This is a genomic window from Chitinophaga caeni, assembly GCF_002557795.1.
Classification (GTDB): Bacteria; Bacteroidota; Bacteroidia; order Chitinophagales; family Chitinophagaceae; genus Chitinophaga; species Chitinophaga caeni.
In genome coordinates, this window is the sequence record NZ_CP023777.1 from 2,241,492 (window position 1) to 2,264,562 (window position 23,071).

23 protein-coding genes are annotated in these 23,071 nt (G+C 43.2%); 15 read left to right on the plus strand and 8 right to left on the minus strand.

Annotated features, from left to right (window positions below; all coding sequences use genetic code 11):
* Positions 1 to 1,128: a DegT/DnrJ/EryC1/StrS family aminotransferase gene (locus COR50_RS09385; protein WP_098193745.1), complete on the minus strand. Its 1,128-nt coding sequence runs from the start codon at positions 1,126 to 1,128 to the stop codon at positions 1 to 3.
* 106 nt (positions 1,129 to 1,234) lie between these two features.
* On the opposite strand from COR50_RS09385, the gene COR50_RS09390 reads away from it, so the two are divergent.
* A complete protein-coding gene (locus COR50_RS09390) occupies positions 1,235 to 2,497 on the plus strand; it encodes a 3-deoxy-D-manno-octulosonic acid transferase (protein ID WP_098193746.1) in 1,263 nt (420 codons plus the stop codon).
* Here COR50_RS09390 and COR50_RS09395 read toward each other — a convergent pair.
* Entirely contained in the window at positions 2,467 to 3,270 is an 804-nt protein-coding gene (locus COR50_RS09395) for a hypothetical protein (RefSeq protein ID WP_157760719.1), read from the minus strand. The two genes, COR50_RS09390 and COR50_RS09395, sit on opposite strands and share 31 nt — an antisense overlap.
* 91 nt (positions 3,271 to 3,361) lie before the next feature.
* On the opposite strand from COR50_RS09395, the gene COR50_RS09400 reads away from it, so the two are divergent.
* The gene (locus tag COR50_RS09400) at positions 3,362 to 3,934 is read left to right on the plus strand and encodes a thymidine kinase (RefSeq protein WP_098193748.1); all 573 of its coding nucleotides are present in this window, start codon (positions 3,362 to 3,364) and stop codon (positions 3,932 to 3,934) included.
* 2 nt (positions 3,935 to 3,936) lie between these two features.
* On the opposite strand, the gene COR50_RS09405 is transcribed toward COR50_RS09400, so the two are convergent.
* Positions 3,937 to 4,455, minus strand: a complete 519-nt coding sequence (locus COR50_RS09405) for a GtrA family protein (protein WP_098193749.1) — start codon at positions 4,453 to 4,455, stop codon at positions 3,937 to 3,939.
* A gap of 67 nt (positions 4,456 to 4,522) precedes the next feature.
* Complete coding sequence (gene accC, locus COR50_RS09410; RefSeq protein WP_098193750.1) at positions 4,523 to 6,004, minus strand: acetyl-CoA carboxylase biotin carboxylase subunit; 1,482 nt, start codon at positions 6,002 to 6,004, stop codon at positions 4,523 to 4,525.
* A 96-nt stretch (positions 6,005 to 6,100) separates the two neighbouring features.
* Here accC and COR50_RS09415 point away from each other — a divergent pair, with 96 nt between their 5' ends.
* From COR50_RS09415 to COR50_RS09430, 4 genes are all read left to right on the plus strand, one after another.
* On the plus strand, positions 6,101 to 6,760 hold the full coding sequence (locus tag COR50_RS09415) for a heme exporter protein CcmB (RefSeq protein ID WP_098193751.1): 660 nt from the start codon (positions 6,101 to 6,103) through the stop codon (positions 6,758 to 6,760).
* Between the two features lie 484 nt (positions 6,761 to 7,244).
* Positions 7,245 to 7,910: a cytochrome c biogenesis protein CcsA gene (ccsA, locus tag COR50_RS09420; RefSeq protein WP_098193752.1), complete on the plus strand. Its 666-nt coding sequence runs from the start codon at positions 7,245 to 7,247 to the stop codon at positions 7,908 to 7,910.
* A complete protein-coding gene (locus COR50_RS09425; protein WP_098193753.1) occupies positions 7,903 to 8,142 on the plus strand; it encodes a CcmD family protein in 240 nt (79 codons plus the stop codon). Before ccsA ends, COR50_RS09425 begins: the two co-directional genes overlap by 8 nt.
* A 33-nt stretch (positions 8,143 to 8,175) precedes the next feature.
* Entirely contained in the window at positions 8,176 to 9,606 is a 1,431-nt protein-coding gene (locus COR50_RS09430) for a Glu/Leu/Phe/Val family dehydrogenase (RefSeq protein WP_098193754.1), read from the plus strand.
* Positions 9,607 to 9,664: 58 nt separating this feature from the next.
* Here the strand turns inward: COR50_RS09430 and COR50_RS09435 are convergent, their stop codons facing one another.
* Positions 9,665 to 10,108 (minus strand): type I restriction enzyme HsdR N-terminal domain-containing protein, encoded by a 444-nt coding sequence (locus COR50_RS09435; RefSeq protein WP_098193755.1) that lies wholly within the window; start codon positions 10,106 to 10,108, stop codon positions 9,665 to 9,667.
* A gap of 64 nt (positions 10,109 to 10,172) precedes the next feature.
* On the opposite strand from COR50_RS09435, the gene COR50_RS09440 reads away from it, so the two are divergent.
* The 4 genes from COR50_RS09440 to COR50_RS09455 all read left to right on the plus strand — a co-directional run bounded on the left by COR50_RS09440 (position 10,173) and on the right by COR50_RS09455 (position 14,712).
* Positions 10,173 to 10,943, plus strand: coding sequence for an AMP nucleosidase (locus tag COR50_RS09440; protein ID WP_098193756.1), 771 nt, complete (start codon positions 10,173 to 10,175; stop codon positions 10,941 to 10,943).
* Positions 10,943 to 12,703, plus strand: a complete 1,761-nt coding sequence (locus COR50_RS09445; RefSeq protein WP_098193757.1) for an ABC transporter ATP-binding protein — start codon at positions 10,943 to 10,945, stop codon at positions 12,701 to 12,703. The genes COR50_RS09440 and COR50_RS09445 overlap by 1 nt, the downstream gene beginning before the upstream one ends.
* A gap of 114 nt (positions 12,704 to 12,817) precedes the next feature.
* On the plus strand, positions 12,818 to 13,867 hold the full coding sequence (gene queA / locus COR50_RS09450; protein WP_098193758.1) for a tRNA preQ1(34) S-adenosylmethionine ribosyltransferase-isomerase QueA: 1,050 nt from the start codon (positions 12,818 to 12,820) through the stop codon (positions 13,865 to 13,867).
* Positions 13,868 to 14,028: 161 nt separating this feature from the next.
* Positions 14,029 to 14,712, plus strand: a complete 684-nt coding sequence (locus COR50_RS09455) for a 2-C-methyl-D-erythritol 4-phosphate cytidylyltransferase (RefSeq protein ID WP_098193759.1) — start codon at positions 14,029 to 14,031, stop codon at positions 14,710 to 14,712.
* Positions 14,713 to 14,818: 106 nt separating this feature from the next.
* On the opposite strand, the gene COR50_RS09460 is transcribed toward COR50_RS09455, so the two are convergent.
* Together COR50_RS09460 and radC are read right to left on the minus strand one after the other, a co-directional pair.
* A complete protein-coding gene (locus COR50_RS09460) occupies positions 14,819 to 15,802 on the minus strand; it encodes a Gfo/Idh/MocA family protein (RefSeq protein ID WP_098193760.1) in 984 nt (327 codons plus the stop codon).
* A 431-nt stretch (positions 15,803 to 16,233) separates the two neighbouring features.
* Positions 16,234 to 16,947: a RadC family protein gene (gene radC, locus COR50_RS09465; RefSeq protein ID WP_098193761.1), complete on the minus strand. Its 714-nt coding sequence runs from the start codon at positions 16,945 to 16,947 to the stop codon at positions 16,234 to 16,236.
* A gap of 185 nt (positions 16,948 to 17,132) precedes the next feature.
* Between radC and COR50_RS09470 the strand changes: the two genes are divergently transcribed.
* The 4 genes from COR50_RS09470 (at position 17,133) to COR50_RS09485 (ending at position 20,262) form a co-directional block, all read left to right on the plus strand.
* A complete protein-coding gene (locus COR50_RS09470; RefSeq protein WP_232516329.1) occupies positions 17,133 to 18,104 on the plus strand; it encodes a ribose-phosphate pyrophosphokinase in 972 nt (323 codons plus the stop codon).
* 40 nt (positions 18,105 to 18,144) lie between these two features.
* Positions 18,145 to 18,726, plus strand: a complete 582-nt coding sequence (locus tag COR50_RS09475; RefSeq protein ID WP_098193762.1) for a 50S ribosomal protein L25 — start codon at positions 18,145 to 18,147, stop codon at positions 18,724 to 18,726.
* Positions 18,727 to 18,882: 156 nt separating this feature from the next.
* Entirely contained in the window at positions 18,883 to 19,452 is a 570-nt protein-coding gene (gene pth / locus COR50_RS09480) for an aminoacyl-tRNA hydrolase (RefSeq protein ID WP_098193763.1), read from the plus strand.
* A gap of 198 nt (positions 19,453 to 19,650) precedes the next feature.
* Positions 19,651 to 20,262: a fumarylacetoacetate hydrolase family protein gene (locus tag COR50_RS09485; protein ID WP_098193764.1), complete on the plus strand. Its 612-nt coding sequence runs from the start codon at positions 19,651 to 19,653 to the stop codon at positions 20,260 to 20,262.
* A 75-nt stretch (positions 20,263 to 20,337) separates the two neighbouring features.
* Here COR50_RS09485 and COR50_RS09490 read toward each other — a convergent pair whose 3' ends face one another.
* A complete protein-coding gene (locus COR50_RS09490; protein WP_098193765.1) occupies positions 20,338 to 20,778 on the minus strand; it encodes a MarR family winged helix-turn-helix transcriptional regulator in 441 nt (146 codons plus the stop codon).
* A gap of 87 nt (positions 20,779 to 20,865) precedes the next feature.
* Here COR50_RS09490 and COR50_RS09495 point away from each other — a divergent pair, with 87 nt between their 5' ends.
* A complete protein-coding gene (locus COR50_RS09495; RefSeq protein WP_232516330.1) occupies positions 20,866 to 22,980 on the plus strand; it encodes an alpha-ketoacid dehydrogenase subunit alpha/beta in 2,115 nt (704 codons plus the stop codon).
* Positions 22,981 to 23,071 lie beyond the last annotated feature (91 nt).

A 23,071-nucleotide genomic window follows, 5' to 3' on the forward strand; every position in this document is an offset into this window, starting at 1 on the left:
TTATTTTAAAAATGATAGAACAGATTCAATGATGTGTGACTGTTGATCTTCGTCCATTTCAGTATGTATCGGTAAGGAAATAACCTTGGTTGTTAGTTCATCGGTAATAGGTAAATTAAATGCACTGCTTCCGAAAGCGGCAAACATTTTTTGTTTATGTGCAGGCACTGGATAATAAATCATTGCCGGCACTTGTTTCTCCTGCAAATAAGTTTGCAAGGCTAATCTATCCGCACCTTCGATCTGCAATGTATATTGATGGAATACATGATAGCTATATGCTGCCCTGAACGGCGTTACGATTTTGGGATGATTCGCAAAAGCGGCATCATAAGTATCAGCTACCTTTCTCCTAGCTTGTATATAGGAATCCAATAAAGGCAGTTTGATTCTCAAAACCACGGCTTGTAAAGTATCTAAACGGGAATTTACGCCAACTACATCATGGTAATATCTTGCGGATTGGCCATGATTCGCTACCATCCTGATCTGTGCCGCTAAGGCATCATCATTGGTAAATAAAGCGCCGCCATCACCGTAACATCCCAAGTTTTTGGATGGGAAGAACGAGGTGCAGCCAATATGCCCGATCGTTCCGGCTTTTTTAACGCTACCATCTTTGGAAGTATAATCAGCACCGATAGCTTGCGCATTATCCTCGATCACTAAAAGTTGGTGTTTATCCGCGATTTCCATGATCGCATCCATATCGCAAACGTGCCCGTATAAGTGTACCGGGACGATGGCCTTCGTTTTCGGGGTAATGGCCGCTTCGATCTTGCCGGGATCAATGCAATATGTTTGCGGATCTACATCTACAAATATCGGTTTCAGGTTCAGTAAAGCGATCACCTCGGCAGTTGCAATGAAGGTGAAAGAAGGGGTGATCACCTCGTCGCCAGGCTGTAAACCCGCTGCCATCATAGCAATTTGCAAAGCATCGGTACCGTTGGCACAGTTGATGACATGCTTTATGCCAAGGTAATTTTCCAACTCTTTTCCAAACATCTGCACGGGTGCCCCGTTAATAAAAGCAGCACTTTCCAGTACTTCTTGCATTGCAACATCCACTTGAGATTTTATCTTCGCGTACTGGCGCTTCAAATCAACCATTTGTATCGGTACCATTCAGGAAATAGATTTTTATTTTAAAGTGAGCAAATTTACAAAAAATGAGATTGGGCAGGGGATTATATTTGCAAGATTTTAATAACATTACGTTAAAGTAATTATAGTGGGATTTTCTACAATATTATACAATATAGCTATTGCTGCATACGCCGCCGGGGTAAGGGTCGCGGCCAGTTTAGGTAAGGAAAAGGCCCGGTTATGGCTCGATGGCAGGAAAAATTGGCGGCAAAAATTGGCAGATGCGGTGGAAAATGACCAGCCTTATATTTGGATGCATGCTGCCTCCCTCGGGGAATTTGAGCAGGGACGCCCCTTGTTAGAGGCTTTCAGGAAAGATTATCTCCGTTATAAACTCATCTTGACATTCTTCTCTCCCTCGGGGTACGAGAACAAGAAAAACTATCAAGGAGTGGATACCATATGTTATTTGCCATTGGATACGGGGAAGAATGCAAAGGATTTTCTTGCCATCGTTCGCCCGGAATTGGCCATTTTTGTCAAATACGAGTTTTGGTACCATTATTTAACCCAATTGTCCTATCAAAATGTGCCTACAGTATTGGTTTCAGGGCTATTCCGGGAAAAACAGGTGTTTTTTAAACCTTATGGTGGTATGTTTAGGAGATTATTGCAGGGTTTTGATAGAATTTTTGTGCAAAATGAAGATTCTTTGCGCTTATTAACCGGTATTCAACTAAATAATGTGACGCTTGCCGGGGATACCCGTTTTGATAGGGTTTGGGCCGCGCGCTTACAAGCGAGGGACTTACCGCTGATAGAACAATTCGTTGGGGAGCAAAAAGCTTTAATCGCCGGGAGTACTTGGCCTAAGGATGAAGAAATTATCGCTGCGTGGTGGCAAAATGCAAAGCAAGAGGGGAGGGTTATCATCTTGGCGCCGCACGAAATCGATGGGGAACATATCGCGCAAATCCAGCAAAAATTTCCCGGGGCTACTAGGTATAGCGAGTATGCTAAGAACCCGGTGACTACTTCTAAAGTACTTATTATCGATAATATCGGGATGCTGAGCGCCATTTATAGGTATGCTTATGTAACTTATGTTGGTGGCGGGTTCGGCACGAGTGGTTTACACAATATCCTAGAAGCGGCAACATATAGCAAACCCGTACTATTTGGACCCAATATCGAGAAGTTCCCCGAAGCTATCGAATTAGTTCAACTACGGGGTGCATTTATTGTTAGGGATGTATTTTCTTTTACCACCACAGTTGCGGGCCTAAGCGAGATGCCTAAATACAGGGAAACTGCCACGGTTGCAGGTAAATTCGTGGAAGAGCGGCAAGGGGCAACCCGGAAAATCCTCGATTATATTCATGGAAAACGTTTCCTGACAACATTGTAAAACTGTTGTACTAGGTGGTCCTCTTCCAACCAGCCCAATTTGAGCTTCAGTTCCCTTTCTATCCAGTTATTGGCTTCGTGGATGTCGGTAAATTCGTTGATAGTCTTAACAGACCTGTCGTACATGGCAATATCCCCACGGAAAAGCTCCTGGATATATTGAAATTTATCATTGATACCAATTGCTTTCCTTAGATCGGGGATGCTCATCTGGCCCAATTTCTGACCGAGCTCTACCGTGTTTTTACGGAGGGAGTTATTAAGCGATTTACCATCCGCTTCATCCTCATCTATATCAATGGAAACAGGTGGTTTCTTGGGTGATGTTGTCACCGGGCTTGCCACGTTCGCGGCAAGATCGAAGAGGCTCGGCATAATTGCGCCGTTCGAAACCACGGTTTCTTTATTGACTTCTTCGGTTTCCAAAGGCTTTTGGGCCGGGAGCGGATCTACAATTTCTGGCGATGGTTCCGGTGCTACTTCGACCTTGGCGGCAAAAGTTTGCGCCGCTTCGATTTCCCGGTTTAGGGCCGGTGGTGGTGGCGGGGTAGGTTGTGCTTGCATAGCTGCTATTTCTTCCACGGGCCTACTGGGCATAATAACAGCGATATTAGGCTTGCTGCTTGCTGCTTGGGGCTGTGATTGTTGTTGCAGATGCAAATGATGCATCACTTCTGCCTGTAGCAGTTGCGAATAATACGAAATGGTGTATAAATCGGAATTGGAATCCTTAAGCGATGACAATTTGTCGATTAATGCATTGATTTTTTCCATGCTGACTCCTGTATTAATGCATTTAGAACGATTTTCTTTTATTTGCATAAAGTTACAGAATTTAAGAACTTAATTATCAAAAGAATAATATATGTTTATTGAACCTTCACTTTCAGGCGGTAGCCGCAGGGGTTGGATTGAAGTAGTTTGCGGATCCATGTTCTCCGGGAAAACCGAAGAATTGATCCGCCGATTAAAACGCGCCAAGATCGCCAACCTGGAGGTGGAAATCTATAAACCCCTATTAGATACACGCTACGACCTTGAAAATATTGTATCGCACGATGAAAATAAAGTGGTGTCAACCCCTATTGAGAGTTCTCAACAAATATTATTACTTGCGCAAGAGGCGGATGTAATTGGCATCGATGAAGCACAATTTTTTGATCCGGAGTTACCCAATGTTTGTGAAACACTCGCCTTGAGAGGTATCAGGGTAATTGTTGCCGGGCTGGATATGGATTACCAGGCCAGGCCTTTTGGCCCGATACCGCAATTACTAGCGAGGGCAGAATATATTACCAAGTTACACGCCATCTGCGTGAAATGTGGCAATATTGCCAATTACTCTTTCCGTAAAAGCGGGGATGACAATACTTTTTTACTCGGGGAAAAAGACTTGTACGAGCCGCGGTGTAGGCATTGTTATTACAACGAAAAATAAAATTATTGCTGGATAGTGGCGGAGGTTTCGCCATTTGTAGCCACTATTGGGTTTTTAACCTTAAATGTGAATTTTTTCTGCGTAATATAGCTGAAACATACCACGATGATCGTAGTCAAAATCTTGGAAACGGTCGGGTACAAATGGAAATGTTCTACGAACAATTTCAGGAAAATATAATTGAGGGCGATGCAGATCGCGACCAGTAGGAAATAGCGGAATAATTGCACCCTTCCCCGCAAGTTGGATTCCGAAAATACAATGTATTTAGAGAGTAAAAAACCTGTGGGGAACGTGATGGAAAAAGAAATGATAAATGCCATGATATGCGGCGAGATCGTAACAATCCCGAGGTCAACCATGGATTTTTGCAGGATAAAATTGTAGCTGATGAAATATATTAAAATATCCAGCACCGTATTGCCTCCGCCACAAGCTACGTAACGGAAAGTTTGAAAAGGAATATATTTTTCAAACGGCTTATAAAAGAATGCTAGAATATTTAAAATGAGCTGTTGCATATCCAAACTGGCGCAAAGTTATATTATTTCCGGTAGTTCTTCACGCGGTAACCCCGTAAAAAATAGGTTACTGTTTGCGCATCTCCTGCCTGTTGATCCAATTGGTAGCTTTCTTCTCCGGGATTTTTAAGGGGTCTACTTCTTCCCAAGCTTGAACTGCTAGAAGTGCGGCCACCGTAGCTTCCATCGGGTCATTATTGTCTAACGCGCCTGCTTTGAAATATTTTCCTATAAAACCGGTATCGAATTGACCGGTAATAAATGGGGCCTGTTGCAAAGCCCATTCCCCGAATGGTAGCGTGGTTTTGATTCCTTCTACACGGTATTCTTGAATAGCACGGATCAACCGCTTGCGCGCTTCCTCCCGGTCTTGTCCCCAGGCGATTAATTTAGCAATCATCGGGTCGTAAAAGATAGGAATGTCCATGCCGGCTTCATAACCATCATCAACCCTAACGCCGTAACCGTCGGGGCGGATGTAAGTATTCAAGGAACCGGTGTCTGGCAAGAAATTATTTGCTGGATCTTCCGCGCAAATCCTTAATTCGATAGCGTGGCCATTGATTTTGAGATCTTCTTGGCTGAATGGCAGTTTTTCTCCCCTGGCAATGGCAATTTGCAATTTTACCAAATCAAGGCCGGTAATCATTTCTGTTACCGGGTGCTCCACCTGCAAGCGGGTATTCATTTCGAGGAAATAGAAATTCAATTGCTCATCTACAAGAAATTCTACCGTGCCAGCGCCGTAATAATTACAGGCTTTTGCTACATCGACGGCTTTTTGTCCCATAGCTGCCCTGATCGCTGGAGTAAGTATAGAAGATGGGGCTTCTTCGATTAATTTTTGATGCCTTCTTTGGATGGAACACTCCCTTTCGAATAGGTAAACATAGTTACCGTGTTGGTCGCCTAAGATTTGAATCTCGATATGCCTCGGCGCCGCAACATATTTCTCGATAAACACGGCATCATCTCCGAAAGCGCTGAGGGCTTCACTTTTAGCAAGCCGGATTTGCTCTTCCAGGTCCTTTTCATGTTCAACAACCCGCATTCCTTTACCACCGCCACCGGCAGAAGCTTTTACGAGGATGGGGAAGCCGGTTCTTTTAACTACTTCCTTGGCTTCATTTAAATCTTTAAGGGGAGTTTCGGTTCCTGGCACCATTGGGACATCGAACTTTTGAGCGGCTTGCTTGGCGGCCAGTTTACTGCCCATCGTCTCGATTGACGCGGCAGAAGGGCCTATAAAGGTGATGCCTGCCTTGGTGACAGCATCGGCAAAGCCTGCATTTTCGCTGAGAAAGCCGTAGCCGGGATGGATCGCATCAGCGCCGGTTTGTTTTGCCACGGCGATGATCTTATCGCCTATTAAATAAGATTGAGATGATGGGGCCGGCCCGATACAAATGGCCTCATCGGCAAATTGTACAAAGGGCATCGTCCTGTCGGCTTCCGAAAACACGGCCACGGTCAGTATCCCTAATTCACGCGCAGAACGCATTACCCGTAAAGCTATTTCCCCCCTATTGGCTACAAGAATCTTTTTCATGCGAAATTTATAAAGTGGGTAAAGTTAAGTAATTACAACTAAGTATCGTGCTTTGCTTGGGGAAGTGGATAAATTGATTGTATTTTTGTTGCCGAGATGACTGCGATACAACAAATTTGGTTCCTGGTTAAAAAGGATATGGTGCTGGAATGGCGCCAAAAACATGCTTTTTTCGGCATTTTGCTATACGTGTTTTCAACCGTGTTTGTCATCAACCTGATGATTCACCAGCCGGATGAAAAGATCTGGAATGCACTGTTTTGGGTTGTGCAGCTGTTTGTATGTGTGAATGCTATAGCAAAAAGCTTTTTGCAGGAGAGCAAGGGACGTTTACTGTATTTTTATGCTATCGTTCACCCGAGGCAGTTTATCTTGGCGAAGCTGATCTACAACGTATTGTTGATGATTATCATGAGTGTCATTGCCTTGGTTTGCTGTGTTATCTTCTTGGGTAATCCTATTATTAAGCCCTTGTATTTTATCGGGGTGGTATTGTTGGGTGGCGTAAGTTTATCGCTTTTATTTACGATGCTGGCGGCATTGGCAGCCCAGGCAAGCCAGAACGCAGCCCTGATGGCTATTATGGGATTCCCGCTGGTTTTACCGGTATTGATGTTATTGGCCAATATTTCGAGAAGTGCATTTATAGCAGTTTTGCAGCCCGGTTTAACGAGGATGTTTTACTTATTGGCGGGTATGGATATACTGGTGATAGCTTTGGCCTGTATACTTTTCCCGTTTTTATGGAAAGATTAATCATTTCAAAACATTGTTGTCCAGCTAAAAATGCTTTAAAGGTACTTGAATTCCTTACCTGGACAAGGATATAAGCGAATGATGATACATTCACCCCCCGCCAAGAGAACCGTGGAACTTCGCACCGTTGATAGCGAAGGGTAGCTTGGCCATACAGTAGTAGCAAGGCCAGATCGAGCGATCAAATTGGTGGCCGTGATGGCCAATTTGTGCCCTTTTTTGGTGCTTTTTTGGGTAAACAAAAAAGTGCAAGAAACGAGCAGATGATCATTGAATCGAACTATTGCGGGATCAAATTGCTCCCCGGTTAAAATTTAGTCGGACAACAATGATTTCAAATATTCATTAATTTCAAATAAAACCGTGGGCTTTCTGAAGGTTATTCAAACTATTGCAGGGCTTTTATACGAATCCGAATTTCCTGGAAAAGCTTTGTGATTATTCATAAAACCTGTAGGTTTGCCCCCACATATCACGAGGAACAATGAAGAAACATTGGTGGAAAATTTTAAGTGTAATACTCTTATTATACACTATTATAGCAGGTTTTTATATCCAGATTCCATCTATCGGAACAAATGGTCAAACCTCCCGGAATCTTGTTTTTCACGTTCCCATGTGGATCGCGATGTACACTTTGTTCACGATCTCTGTCGTTAACTCGATCCGTTATTTAGCTTCCAATAACCTGAAGATGGACATTTTAGCTTCCAGCGCCGGTAGTGTTGGGGTGCTATTCGGGGTAATGGGTTTCCTGACCGGCTCACTTTGGGCCACTTATACCTGGGGTGGAACCCTTACGGATGATCCTAAGCAGGTTAGTACTTTCATCGCTTTATTGATCTATCTCGCTTACCTCGTACTGAGAATGTCTTTTACCGATTTGGATAAAAGGGCTAAAGTGTCAGCCATATATAACATTTTCGCCTTCGCTTTACTGATTCCGCTAACCTATATCATACCGAGGATGCAAGAATCCTTACACCCGGGAAGCGCCAGTACGCCTGGCTTTAAGTCTAGCGATACAGCCCATACCTTGCAAATGGTGTTTTACCCCGCATTTACCGGTTGGACGCTGCTCAGTGTTTGGATCTATACTTTACGTGTTCGATATAAAAAATTAGCGCTTAAAAATATACTTCATGGTTAAAAGAACCTTCTTTTTGCTGGCCAACTTATTCTTATTGCTGATATCTTCGGTGGCATCGGCTCAACAACAAAATACGGAAACCGGATTCCTGAATGAATGGATGCGGAAAGACGATAAGATTAACGTAGTTGTGGCTGTTCTAGTGATCATTTTTATCGGTATCGTGTTATACCTTTTTAGACTGGATCGCCGCTTAAAGAAATTAGAAGACGAACAAGCAAATTCTAACTAAACATACCAAAACAATATCCAAAACAATTTTTTTATGGCTAACGCACTTGCACCGGAAGCTCACTATAATTTCTTCAGTAGTGTAGAAAGAAGCTTCGATAAAGCAGCGCAATTTACCAAGTGGGAAAAGGGTATCCTTGAGCAAATCAAGGCCTGTAACTCGGTTTATCGCATGAGATTCCCCGTGAGAGTTGGTAGTTCGATCGAGGTGATCGAGGCTTACCGTGTACAACACTCGCATCATAAATTGCCCTGTAAAGGTGGTATCCGTTTCAGCGAAGAGGTGAATCAAGATGAGGTGATGGCCCTGGCCGCCCTGATGACTTACAAATGTGCTATCGTAAACGTTCCTTTCGGTGGCGCTAAAGGTGGTATCAAGATTAACCCCCGCAATTATACCCCGTTCCAATTGGAAGCAATCACCCGCCGTTACACGGCTGAATTGGTGAAGAAAAACTTTATCGGCCCCGGCATCGACGTTCCTGCACCTGATTACGGTACCGGTGAACGCGAAATGAGCTGGATCCTCGATACATATATGAGCCTCCGTCCCGGTGAAGTGGATGGCCTCGGTTGCGTTACCGGTAAACCCATTGCTCAAGGCGGTGTGCGCGGACGTAAGGAAGCTACCGGTTTAGGTGTTTTCTACGGTTTGCGCGAACTTTGCAACGTGAAGGAAGACATGGAAAAGCTGGGTTTGGAACCCGGTTTAGACGGGAAACGTGTTGTAATCCAAGGTTTAGGTAACGTGGGTTACCATGCTGCCAAATACTTTTACGAAGCAGGATCTAAAATCACTTGCCTGATCGAGTTTGATGGCGCCATCTATAGTGAAAAAGGAATGAATCCCGACGAAGTACTGAAACACCGTCAAGAAACCGGTTCGATTTTGAACTTCCCAGGGAGTAAAAACCTTACTATCAACATGGAAGGACTGGAAGTGGATTGTGATATCTTGATCCCGGCTGCCCTGGAAAACGTGATCGATGCCGATAATGCCCCGCGCATTAAAGCTAAGATCATCGGTGAAGCTGCAAATGGTCCCATTACGCCGGAAGCCGACGAAATCCTAGCCAAAAAAGGCGTAATCGTAGTACCGGATATGTTCCTGAATGCTGGTGGTGTGACCGTTTCATACTTCGAATGGTTGAAAAACCTGAGCCATGTTCGTTACGGTCGCCTCGGTAAACGCTTCGATGAGAATATGAACATTCACATTTTACAGGTTATCGAAGATTTAACCGGCAAAAAAGTGTCTGCACAAGAACGTAAATTTATCGCTCACGGCGCCGACGAGGTGGATTTAGTGTATTCCGGTTTGGAAGAAACCATGTACACGGCCTTGCATGAAGTGAGAGAAGCTTATATGAAGAATCCTAAGATCAACGATATGCGTACCGCTGCTTATGTAGCTGCTATCGACAAAGTAGGTGCTTCTTACGAACAACTGGGTATTTTCCCTTAATATTTTTATTACAATATTTATATGCCAAAAATGCCTTGCCCTAAACGGCAGGGCATTTTTATGGGTAAACCGGCAATTCTTGCATGAAAGTAGCTTTGCCGCCAAATTTATCCATGTGGCAACAAAAGGTATGTTGCCCGTTCGTGATTACGAGGTAAGTTGCAGGTATGGCCAAGTGGTAACGGATGACTTGGTCCAGTACATTTTCTGAAAGCGGCACTTTCATTTCTTTACATTCCACGATCATCCAAGGCTGCATCTCCCGGTTGTAAACAACGATGTCGCAACGTTTCTTCAACGTGCCCAGCAAGATTTCCCGCTCTAGGGCTATAAGAGCTGATGGATATTTTAATGTTTGAACAAGGTAAGTCATGAAGTTTTGTCTTACCCATTCCTCCGGGGTTAAAACAACATATTTCTTCCGGTAAGCATCCCAAATTTGATGCTGCCCGTTTTGCTGAACAATTTTAAATGTCGGTTCTGGAAATTGAATAGGAATCACCTTACAAAACTAAGTAAATAAGGTTGATTCATCCTTTTTACTTATATTTACTTGTCAAAAAGCTATGAAGACAAAAGCAGAAATTGTAGCTAATTGGCTCCCTCGCTATACGGGAGAGAAGTTGGAAAACTTTGGATCTCACATTCTCCTAACTAATTTTACGAATTATCTCACCCTTTTTGCTGAATGGAACAACGTGAAGATTGTTGGAATGGATAAACCCATGCCCTGTGCAACGGCGGGAGATATAACTATTATCAACTTCGGGATGGGCAGCCCCAGCGCTGCTACCGTTATGGATTTACTATCGGCCATCAAACCGAAAGCAGTTTTGTTTTTAGGTAAATGTGGCGGTTTGAAGAAGAAAAATGCTATAGGTGATTTAATCTTGCCTATCGCTGCCATCAGGGGAGAAGGTACCTCGAATGATTATTTTCCACCCGAAGTTCCCGCGTTGCCGGCCTTTGCTTTGCAAAAAGCGATCTCGACCACTATCCGGGAATATGAATGCGATTACTGGACGGGTACCTGTTATTCTACCAACCGCCGGGTATGGGAGCATGACGAAGAATTTAAAGCTTACTTGGAAAGTATCCGTGCCATGGGTGTTGATATGGAAACGGCTACCATATTTTCTGTCGGGTTTTATAACAAAATCCCCACGGGTGCATTGTTATTAGTTTCTGATCAACCAATGGTGCCGGAAGGGGTAAAAACAGCTGCCAGCGACCGTAAGGTAACATCTAAGTTCGTAGAGCGCCATTTAAGAATCGGTATCGATTCCCTGAATAACTTAATCAACAATCACCTCACGGTAAAACATCTCCGGTTTTAATGGACAAAAAAGCCTTGATCTCCGTGGAAGGCCTGGAAGTAGCATTCCAATCTACCGGGCATACCACTAACGCTGTTAAGGGCATCTCTTTTCATGTTGCCCCGGGTGAATTATTGGCAATCGTAGGGGAAAGCGGTTCCGGGAAATCGGTTACCGCACTTTCCATCATGCAGTTGATTCAATCACCTGGAAAAATTACGGCAGGAAAAATCATCTTCAACGCGAAAGCCTATCACCATCAAAACTTATTAACAATTCCTGGACAGCAGGTCCAAGCTTACCGCGGGAATGATATCGGTATGATATTCCAAGAGCCGATGACTTCCCTGAATCCATTATATACATGTGGAAACCAGGTAATGGAAGCCCTGCGATTGCACAAAAAAGTAAGTAAAAGGGAGGCTCGCCGCCAAACCATCGAGTTGTTTACCCAGGTGCAATTGCCGATGCCGGAACAAATGATCGATAAATACCCGCATGAACTTTCGGGAGGACAAAAACAGCGGGTTATGATTGCTATGGCCATCTGTTGCAAGCCATCTTTATTGATTGCTGATGAGCCAACTACGGCCCTGGATGTGACGGTTCAAAAAGAAATATTAAGCCTCATTAAATCCCTACAGGAAGAACTCGGTATGGGGGTAATTTTCATTACCCACGACTTGGGCGTGGTGGCTGATATTGCCGACCGCGTGCTGGTAATGTATAAAGGGGGGATTGTTGAGGAAGGGTCGGTAAAGGAAGTATTTCAACATCCCCGGCATCCTTATACGAAGGGGTTATTGGCTTGCCGACCTTCATTGGACCATAAGCTTACGCGGCTGCCGGTAATTTTGGACTTTATGGAGATGCTTCCCGGTGGTACTTTCAAGGAAAAATTTACCGATATAAAGAGTTTGCAACAATCCTTGGTGGTACCGATCAGCAGCATCGAGGAAAGGTTGCATTCCCTGGGAAACCGGCAAACCATTTTGGAGGTGAGAAATTTGAATAAATGGTTCCCGGTGAAGAAAAATTTCTTCGGGAAGGTGACGGAATGGTTCAAGGCGGTAGATGGTATTAGTTTTGATGTTAAAGAAGGTGAAACCCTTGGCCTAGTGGGCGAATCGGGTTGCGGTAAGACTACCTTAAGCCGTAGTTTACTTAGGTTGACGGAACCTACCGGCGGAGAAATTATTTACAAGGGACGAAGCTTGCTGGACTGTTCGCGATCTGAAATGCACGATATCCGTAAGGAGATGCAGTTAATTTTCCAAGATCCTTATTCATCCTTGAACCCCAGGTTAACGATCGGGGAAGCGATTTTGGAACCGATGAAAGTACACGGGATGTACGGTAATGATAAGCTGAGGAAGGAAAAAGTTTTGGAATTGCTTACCAAGGTTAACTTGCAACCGGCTCATTATAGTCGCTATCCGCATGAATTTTCCGGTGGACAACGTCAAAGGATAGTAATTGCAAGGGCTTTGGCGGTGGAGCCGAGTTTTATTATTTGCGATGAATCTGTTTCAGCTTTGGACGTAAGTATACAAGCCCAAGTATTAAACCTGCTAATGGATTTACAAAAGGAATTTAATTTCACATATATATTTATTTCGCATGATTTATCGGTGGTTCATTTTATAAGTGATAGGATGATGGTAATGAGAAAAGGTAAGATAGAAGAGATGGGCAACGCGGATGCCATTTACATGAATCCTAGTTCAACATATACCCGGAAGTTGATCGATGCTATTCCCGGGCAAAAAATGCACGGTTAGAGTTATATTTTACTGATTGCCAATTAAACTTTTAGAGAAAAGAATTGTTCTTTTTTGGTCGAGTTGATTAATAATCGTAACTTTGCACCCTTTAAAATTCATTCATACCGTAATATGAAATTATCACAATTTAGATTTGACCTCCCAACCAACCTGATTGCGCAACACCCATCTAAGACCAGGGACGAATCTCGTTTAATGGTCGTGCACAGGGATTCTGGAAAGATTGAACACAAGTTATTCAAAGACATCCTGGGTTATTTCAATGACAAAGACGTAATGATCGTGAACAATACGAAAGTATTCCCTGCACGTTTGTACGGACGTAAAGAGAAAACCGGTGCTAAAATCGAAGTGTTCTTGTTGCGTGAACTGAATAAAACAAACCGCCTTTGGGATGTAATTGTTGACCCGGCTCGTAAAATCCGCGTGGGCAACAAGTTATATTTCGGGGATGATGAGTCTTTGGTTGCCGAGGTTATAGACAACACCACTTCACGTGGTCGTACGATCCGTTTCTTGTTCGATGGTTCTGAAGAAGAGTTTAAACAAGTACTGGAAAGTTTAGGTGAAACACCGCTACCAAAGTATATCAAACGTAAGCCGGAAGATGACGATAAAGAGCGTTATCAAACAGTTTACGCTAAGTATGAAGGTGCCGTGGCTGCCCCGACAGCAGGTTTACACTTTAGCCGTGAATTGATTAAGCGCTTGGAAATCAAGGGGGTTAAGTTTGCGGAAGTAACTTTGCATACGGGTTTAGGTACATTCCGCCCGATCGAGGTAGAAGATTTGAGCAAGCACAAGATGGATGCCGAGTATTTCCATATCGAGGAGAATGCTGTTAAAATCGTTAACAAAGCGAAAGAGGAAAACCGCCGTGTCTGTGCTATCGGTACTACCAGTGTACGTGCTGTAGAATCTTCCGTGACGGCTCAAAATCATTTGAAGGCTGCCGAAGGTTGGACGAATACGTTCATTCATCCCCCGTATGATTTCTCGATTCCTAATTCCTTGGTAACCAACTTCCACCTACCTAAAACTAGTTTGATAATCATGGTCTGCGCATTTGCAGGTTACGATCTTATCATGGAAGCTTACCAGCAAGCTATCAAAGAAAAGTATCGCTTCTTCAGTTATGGAGATGCCATGTTGATTTTATAATCATCTACAATATTACATGGAAAGGTTCCGTCATCAAACGGGACCTTTTTTTATGCACCTTCTTTAAGCGCTGGTAGTGCTTGATTCTCTCCCAAGGGGAAATTCTTATTTTTACAGCTTATATCTTTTATTTTTACTTCAGATTCAATTTTACTATTACTATGCAAGCCAGGAAGAATATAGCCGTTATAGTTGCCGGGGGCTCGGGTCAAAGAATGGGTGCTGACAAGCCCAAGCAGTTCTTGCATCTGTCTGGCCTACCCATAATTCAACACACCGTACAGGCGTTTTTAGATGCCTTGGAAGATATAGAAATCATATTGGTATTACCAAAAGCCCACTTGGCCATGGCGGCGGCTATCATTCCCAAGCTAAGTAAGCCGGGTTCTATCACTATTATTGAAGGAGGTGCAACCCGTTTCCATTCCGTAAAGAATGGTTTAGCTCAAATAGATGATCCTGCGGTAGTATTTATACATGATGGAGTACGGCCCTTGGTAAGCAGCCAGCTTATACACAGTTGCCGTGAACATGCGTTAAAATATGGTAATGCCATTCCGGCCATTCCCATGAAAGATAGTGTCAGGCAGTTGTTTCCCGAAGAAGGTATCAATAAAGCAGTGAACAGGGAACATTATAAAATCATCCAAACGCCGCAAACTTTTCTTTCAGAGATCATTGTACCGGCATTTGAAACAACCTATAACGAATCATTTACGGATGAAGCAACCGTCATAGAGCAAACAGGCCATGCGGTTCATTTAGTAGATGGAGAAGAGGGCAATATAAAAATTACCCGCCCCTTGGATTTGATAATTGCAGAATCCCTCTTAAATAACAGTTAGCAACCCAAAAGCCGGAAAAACAAAAACAAAATCTACGCCCAAATCATAATACAAGAAACATCAATCAAAAGGGCTATAATAATCCTTGAAACCCTTAAGCCCGTGATCATTGTTGGTCGCTGCTCCCTTGCCCTTTATTAATTTTGTTTAATATTTGGTGTGCAACTTCCAAGGCTTGGAAGCCATCAATCGCGTTAACGGGTACAGGTGTATTATTCAAGATGCTGTCACGGAAAAGTTCGAGTTCCATCCGAATGGCGTTTGACTGTTTTACTTCCGGGTTATCAATAGCGATGGTTTTCTTACCGGAATTGGTGGCAATATCCAAGGTAAATTTCCCTTCATCTTCCGGTGTTTTTAACTTGATGATCTCTGTTTTCTTATCCAGGAAATCGATGCCGATGTAGGCATCTTTTTGGAACAGCCGCATTTTACGCATCTTTTTTAACGAGATCCGGCTGGAAGTAAGGTTGGCGACGCAACCGTTATGAAATTCGATACGTACGTTAGCAATGTCGGGTGTATCGCTCATCACGGCAACCCCGCTTGCAGATATCCTGCTAATAGTGGATTTTACTATGCTTAGGACAATGTCAATATCATGAATCATCAGGTCGAGGATAACGCTAACATCGGTACCGCGTGGATTAAATTCTGCCAACCTATGCACCTCGATAAACATGGGCTTGAGTTGGTATCCCTTCAGGGCGAGGAATGCAGGGTTAAAACGCTCTACGTGTCCCACCTGAAATTTCACATTTGCCTCTTCAACTAACTTTACCAGGGTTTTACCTTCATCGATGGTATTGGTCATGGGCTTTTCCACGAAAATGTGTTTTCCATTCCGGATTGCCATTTCACAAATCTGGAAATGCAAGGTGGTAGGGGCAACGATATCAATCGCATCTACTGCCAATATGAGTTCTTCGGCAGAGGTATAACGCTTAATATCGTACTGGTCGTGCACGCTTGAGGCATTGCTGTCGTTGGGATCAAAAAATCCTACGACCTCTACATCTTTCATATTGGTAAGCTGCGATAAATGAATTTTCCCAAGGTGACCTACGCCGAACAATCCGATTTTAAGCATATGATTACGATTTATTTGCCAAAAACAATATAAAATATTGCTGCAAAGTAAAGATGTAATTACTAAATGATAAAGAAAAATATATGAATCCCATTAAAATCGAATTCATCTAATACATGAAGGCAAATACTAACAGTGCCATGAAAAATTATCATCAATTCATGCAAAATTTGCAAACGCCAATAAATATGCAAGCCGGCTAGGTTTTTTCACGAACAATTTCAACAAACAATGGTATTTCAAAGAACTATATTATTTTCGGCTTAACTGAGCCATATCATGATTATATGTTTTACAGTTATCTATTGTATGTTTTACCGTTATCCCCGGTACCAAGTGGTCTCATATCGCCTGATAAGGCCCCTGTATCAAAAATGTGATATCTAAACTGTAAATATTGCGTTATACTTCTTTCTTTATACGGCAACCTATCAAATCAAACCATCTTCCTTAAAGCTAAAGTAACCATGATCGGAAACTATCAGGTGATCAATGACTTCAATATCTAATAGCCTGCCTGCTTGGACAAGTTTTTTCGTGATATTAATATCCGCGAGGCTTGCTTTCAATGAGCCTGAAGGGTGGTTGTGACATACAAGTATTTTCGTGGCTTTATATAATAATGCCTCCTTGAAAACAATTTTCGGATCTACTACGGTTGCCGTCATTCCTCCTTGGCTGATACAGCGGTGGTGTACCACTTTGCTGGAATGATTTAAAAAGAGCGCATGAAACGATTCGTGGTCTTGATCGGCTAACAGGGGTTGTAAATAATTGGCTGCTTCCCGGCTATTGGTAATTGTAGTTTTGTCTAAATGCCCCTCGCACTGCCTTCTCCTGCCCAATTCTAATGCCGCTGCAATTGTTATCGCTTTGGCGGGACCGATGCCATTTACCTGGAGTAAGAACCTGATGTCTTGCTTGGCTAGTTCTGCTAACTTGTTTTGCGACAACTGTAGGATTTCATCCGCTAGTTCTACGGCAGATTTCTTCCCGTTTCCAGACTGGATGAGAATACCCAAGAGCTCTTTATTACTTAACGATGATGCTCCCTTACGGTAAAGTTTTTCCCTGGGTTTATCCTCTTCTGGCCAATGTTTAATGCTTTTTAGTACCGGGGCTTCCAAATAAATAATTGCTTCCATATTTCCCTCCAATTTTCTCAAAGCTAATATTTTTAGTTTTGAAATACTAATATTTTTAGCATTTCTCCAAAATTTTCTCCTTTATTTCCCTAATAGTGGACAGTAGGGCTTTTTAGAACTTTTATTTGGGTTCATCCTAAAAAAAATGTCTGCAAAGGATTGATATGCGGGTAAAATCCTTAGTTTTGCAGCTCTTTTCCTTGATCATGAATCCATCAGTTAAAATCTTTACGGGCAATAGCAATCCTGCCTTGGCAGAGAAAATTGCGGCCAGGTACGGCAACGGCCTGGGTAAGGTCAAAATCCAAAAATTTAGTGACGGCGAATTTCAGCCGGTCTTTTTGGAAAGTATTCGCGGTGACTACGTTTTCTTGGTACAAGGTACCAACGCGCCTTCCGACAATCTTATGGAATTATTATTGATGATTGACGCCGCAAAACGTGCTTCTGCGGGTTATATCACGGTGGTAATACCTTATTTCGGGTTTGCAAGGCAAGATCGTAAAGACAAGCCACGCGTAGCAATCGGCTCCAAATTGGTAGCTAATTTGTTGACTTCTGCTGGTGCTAACCGTGTGATTACCATGGATTTGCACGCACCGCAAATCCAGGCTTTCTTCGATATCCCGGTAGATCATCTCGACAGCTCTGCAATTTTTATACCTTATATAGAAAATCTAAAGCTAGAAAATCTTACCTTTGCGTCCCCAGATGTGGGTAGTACTACCCGCGTAAGGGAAGTTGCGTCGTATTTCAATGCTGAAATGGTGATTTGCGACAAGCATCGTAAGCGTGCTAACGAGATTGCTTCCATGGTAGTGATCGGTGATGTGAAAGATAAGGACATCGTTTTAATTGATGATATCTGCGACACTGCCGGTACATTGACTAAGTCAGCGGCCTTGTTGATGGAGAAAGGGGCAAGGAGTGTTCGCGCTTTCTGTACGCACCCGGTTTTGAGTGGTAAAGCTTACGAGAATATTGAAAATTCGGTGCTTGATGAGTTGGTGGTGTGCGACACCATTCCATTGAAGCAAGAATGCCCGAAAATCAAGGTGATCAGCGTGGCGGATTTGTTCGCGGTAGCAATCCGAAATATGCATGAAAACAAGTCTATAACGAGCTTGTTCGTGCACAGCCAGCGAAGGGATCGCTAATAAACAAGTTTTTACTTTTTAATTTATAAATGTTTAATCAATGAACACAGTAACAATCGAAGGACAACTCAGGAGCGACCTAGGCAAAAAAGCCACCCGCCAACTTCGTTCTGAGGAGAAAGTGCCTTGTGTTATTTACGGGGGTGCTGATAGCATTTCATTTTCTGCTCCAATCGCGGTATTAAAACCCTTAGTTTACACTTCCCGTTTCCAACTTGCGGAAATTAAATTGGACGGCAAAGTTTACAAATGTGTAGTGAAAGACTTACAATTTGACAAGGTAACTGACGAATTAGCACACATTGACTTCATGGAATTGGTAGACGACAAGAAAGTGATCGTTTCCATCCCTGTTAAGTTAGTAGGCCAATCCGTAGGTGTTAAAGCCGGTGGTAGGTTAGTAGTAAAGATGAAGACTGTAAAAGTTAAGTCTTTACCGAAAGATTTGGTAGAGCACTTAGAAGTTAGCGTTGAAAATTTAGAGCTCAATGAAAATATCCGCGTAGAGGACATCGAAGCTCCAAACATGGAGATTATGAACTCTGCCCGTATTCCAGTAGCTTCCGTAGTAATGACACGTCAATTGCGTCAAGAAGAGGCAGCAGAAGGTAAGAAAAAATAATTGGGTAAATAATTTATCTTAATGGCCCGGCTGTTTTTTTGGCCGGGCTTTTTATTTTTGCGGTAGTTTTAGATAATATGGCAATCTTTTTGCTATACTGCACCGAAATTCTCGGTTACAACCTTTGTATCCTTATATAATGAATATTGCTAATGTATGAAATACCTCATTGTAGGCTTGGGTAATATAGGCTCTGAATACGCCCATACCCGCCACAACATCGGTTTTGATATTGCAGATGCGTTTGTTGCCAAGCACAACGGTAATTTCAAGGGCGATCGTTTAGCCGATATCGCTGAAATTAAATGGAAAGGCAGGACATTTATTGTTATTAAACCCAACACCTACATGAACTTGAGCGGTAAGGCGGTCAAGTATTGGATGGATAAGGAGAAGGTATCCATGGAGAATATTTTAGTTCTCGTGGACGAATTAGCTTTACCGATTGAAACCCTGCGGTTAAGAGGCAGTGGCAGTGATGCCGGTCATAATGGATTAAAAAATATCCAGGATTTGCTGGGAACCACGAATTACCCGAGGTTACGTTTCGGGATTGGGAATAATTACCAGAAGGGCCGCCAGGTTGACTTTGTACTAGGTAAATGGACAGAAGCGGAACTTGCAATCGTGAAAGCCAAGATCGAAAAAAGTACCGAGATTATTGAAAGCTTTGCCACTATAGGAATTCAACGAACGATGAATAATTATAATAACCTGGCTTTTTGATCTTAGAAAGTAATTGTATATTTCATGCCTAAAAGGTACCCTACCTTTCAAGCTATGGACCACTTTTCCGGGTATACCGGCACTTATATATCTTATAATTACACGGGGAGGATATAAGATATCGATGTTGCGGTACCCCTTGCAGAATTGGCTATAGAACAATGACCATAGGCTTTATTAACCTTAAATACACGCATTATGAAAATTATCTGCGTTGGAAGAAACTATGCCAAACATGCAGAAGAACTTAAGAATGAAGTGCCCTCCGAACCCGTGATTTTCATGAAACCCAAAAATGCCCTGCTGCAAAACAACCATCCATTTTATTATCCGGAGTTTACGGAAAACTTACATTACGAATGCGAGTTGGTATTGCGAATTTCGAAAAATGGGAAACACATCCAGGAACGTTTTGCCAATAGGTATTACGACCAGGTTACTGTGGGCATTGACTTTACGGCGCGTGATATCCAAGAGAAGCTGAAGGCCAAAGGATTGCCTTGGGAAATTGCAAAATCATTCGATAACTCTGCTATCGTTGGCAAGTTTATCCCCATTGCCCCAACATTGAACTTGGCAAACCTCAACTTTTCTTTGCAGAAGAACAAGGAAGTAGTTCAACAAGGGAACACCGGGGAAATGATTTTCTCCTTCGATAAGCTCGTGGCTTATATCTCCAAGTATTTCACCCTCAACATCGGCGACCTTATTTTTACAGGCACCCCGGCAGGTGTTGGCCCCGTGGAAATCGGTGATAGCCTCGAAGCATTTATCGAAAATGACAGTTTGCTAGAATTTATGGTAAAATAATATTGGCTTAGCTGCGAAACCGGAGTTGATTGATCGTCGTGGCAACGTAAGTAACCCGGGCTTCGCAGGGCTAATTTATTCTAACGGGATATTCGAATAAATTACATCCAAGATCCGTGTCAGTTCATCATAGTCTTTTTCCGACAAGTTTTGCCAACCCGTTTTACGCATATCCAGTACCAGTGGCCTCACATCTTTATATTTATCTACACCCTTCTCCGTCAGTTGTAGAAATACCTTGCGACGATCTTCCTTGGATGCCATCCGGCTCACCAATTCTTTCTTTACCAACAATTCAATGATCCTCGATACCGTGGTAATATCCTTGGAGGTGTGTCGAGCTAACTCATTGTGCGTTAGTTTTTTATGCTTGTAGATGTTTTCAATCACCAGCCATTGATCCACCGTGATATCCTTATTCAAGGAGTCGAATGTTTTTTGCCAATAATTGCGCAATTTTTTTAATGTAGCATCCAGCTTGTAAAATGATGGATTGCTGATGAAAGTATCGGGCATATTCTTATATTTGCATTAGCAACAGTTGCAGTAGCAACTATTTTTTGATGATCTGGAACCAACCATTTTACACCAAAACTTTTTTACGTGTTTAAAGATAATGTAAGCCATTCAACTTTGAAAGCAACTTCCTTTAATAAGGAAAGAAGCGAGGCGGAAATAGACACGTTACTCCAAGCGTATCGATTCATTTGTACCGCCAAAAGTATGTCTGAAACCTACGAGGCCAACCGGAATATTTGCAAATACGTGCATTCTACTTCCCGTGGCCACGAAGCTATCCAAATCGCAACGGGTATGCTCATGGAACCAACAGATTTCGTGAGTCCGTATTACCGCGATGATAGCATGTTGCTAGGGATGGGTTTCAGTCCTTACGAATTGATGTTGCAATTATTAGCCAAAAAAGATGATCCCTTTAGCGGTGGTAGGTCATATTATTGCCACCCGAGCAGCAATGATCCCGCGAAGCCTAAAATTCCCCACCAGAGCAGCGCTACAGGTATGCAAGCGATCCCGGCAACGGGTGTAGCGCAGGGCTTGCAATACCTTGAAAAATCAGGTCTCTTGCAGGGTGATCAACAACCTATTTCCTTATGCTCCATCGGTGATGGCAGTATGACCGAGGGGGAAGTGAGTGAAGCGCTGCAATTTGCCGTTTTACACCGATTGCCAATTATCTACCTGGTACAAGATAACGAGTGGGGTATTTCAGTGAGTGCCCGGGAAGCCCGTGCCATGGACGCTTACGAGTATGCAGCAGGTTTCAAGGGCTTGGAGAGGATGAGGGTAGATGGAAGCGATTTTGAAGCCAGCCTGGAGGCGATGCAAGCCGCGGTAGCATATGTTCGTGTGCAGCGCAAACCGATACTGGTGCATGCCACGGTGCCTTTATTGGGGCATCATACATCGGGAGTACGTAAGGAATGGTACCGTAGCATACAGGATTTGGAAAAACATGCTGCGAATGATCCTTTACCTAAATTATATCAACGCTTAGTAGCATTAGGGATCAATGAAAAGACTTTGGATTGGATCGCGATGGAAAGTCAACAACAGGTAGATGAAGCTTTTGAGCAGGCCAAAAATGCTGAAGAGCCCCAATTAAGCTCTATTCACGACTTTGTTTTTGCGCCTACCCCGGTAACTGTAGAAAAAGGTGAACGCATGCCTGCCAACGGGGCTAAAGTAGTGATGGTTGATGCCGCGTTGCATGCGGTAGAAGAAATTATGAGAGCATATCCCGAAGCCATTTTATACGGCCAGGACGTTGGCGGCCGCTTAGGTGGCGTTTTCCGCGAAGCAGCTACTTTAGCAGGGAAATTCGGGGATGACCGGGTTTATAACACAGCCATTCAAGAAGCTTATATTATAGGAAGCACGGTAGGCTTATCCGCGGTAGGGGTGAAGCCTATAGTGGAAGTGCAGTTTGCCGATTATTTCTACCCCGGTTTTAATCAACTGGTGAGCGAAATTTCCAAATCCTGTTACTTAAGCGGGGGGAAATACCCCGTACAATCTTTGATCCGTGTTCCCATCGGCGCCTACGGCGGTGGCGGACCGTATCATTCTGGATGCATAGAATCTACCTTGTTGACGATTAAAGGGATTAAGATCGTATATCCTTCTAATGCTGCGGATATGAAGGGTTTGATGAAGGCTGCTTTCCTCGATCCGAACCCCGTTGTAATGTTAGAGCATAAGGGTTTGTATTGGAGTAAAGTACCCGGTACATTGGAAGCGATGTGTATTGAACCCTCGGAAGATTACGTGATTCCTCTCGGTAAGGGGCGCTTGGTGCTGGATGCTACGGGAGAAAAAGTAAGTAATGGGGAAAGTACCTGTATCATCACTTATGGGATGGGCGTATACTGGGCGAAAGCAGCCGCGGTAAATTTTCCCGGGCAGATAACGGTTATTGACCTTAGAACGCTATATCCTCTCGATGAGGAGCTTGTCTTTGAAACCGTTCGGAAACATGGCAAATGTTTGGTGCTTACTGAAGAACAGCTTAATAATTCTTTCGTTCAGTCCTTGGCAGCAAGGATACAGGAACAATGTTTTAAGTACCTGGATGCGCCGGTGTTTACGATGGGCGCTTTAGACCTTCCTGCGGTACCTTTGAATACGGCTTTGGAAAAAGTAATGTTACCAACGGTGGAGAAAGTCGTAGCCAAGCTACAACATATAATGAGTTATTAACATTTCGAAAAAAAATTACGGCTTTACTTTGAAAATTAAATTTTTAGCAGTTATCTTTGCACTCCGATTTTGAAGATGATGACGATGTGAC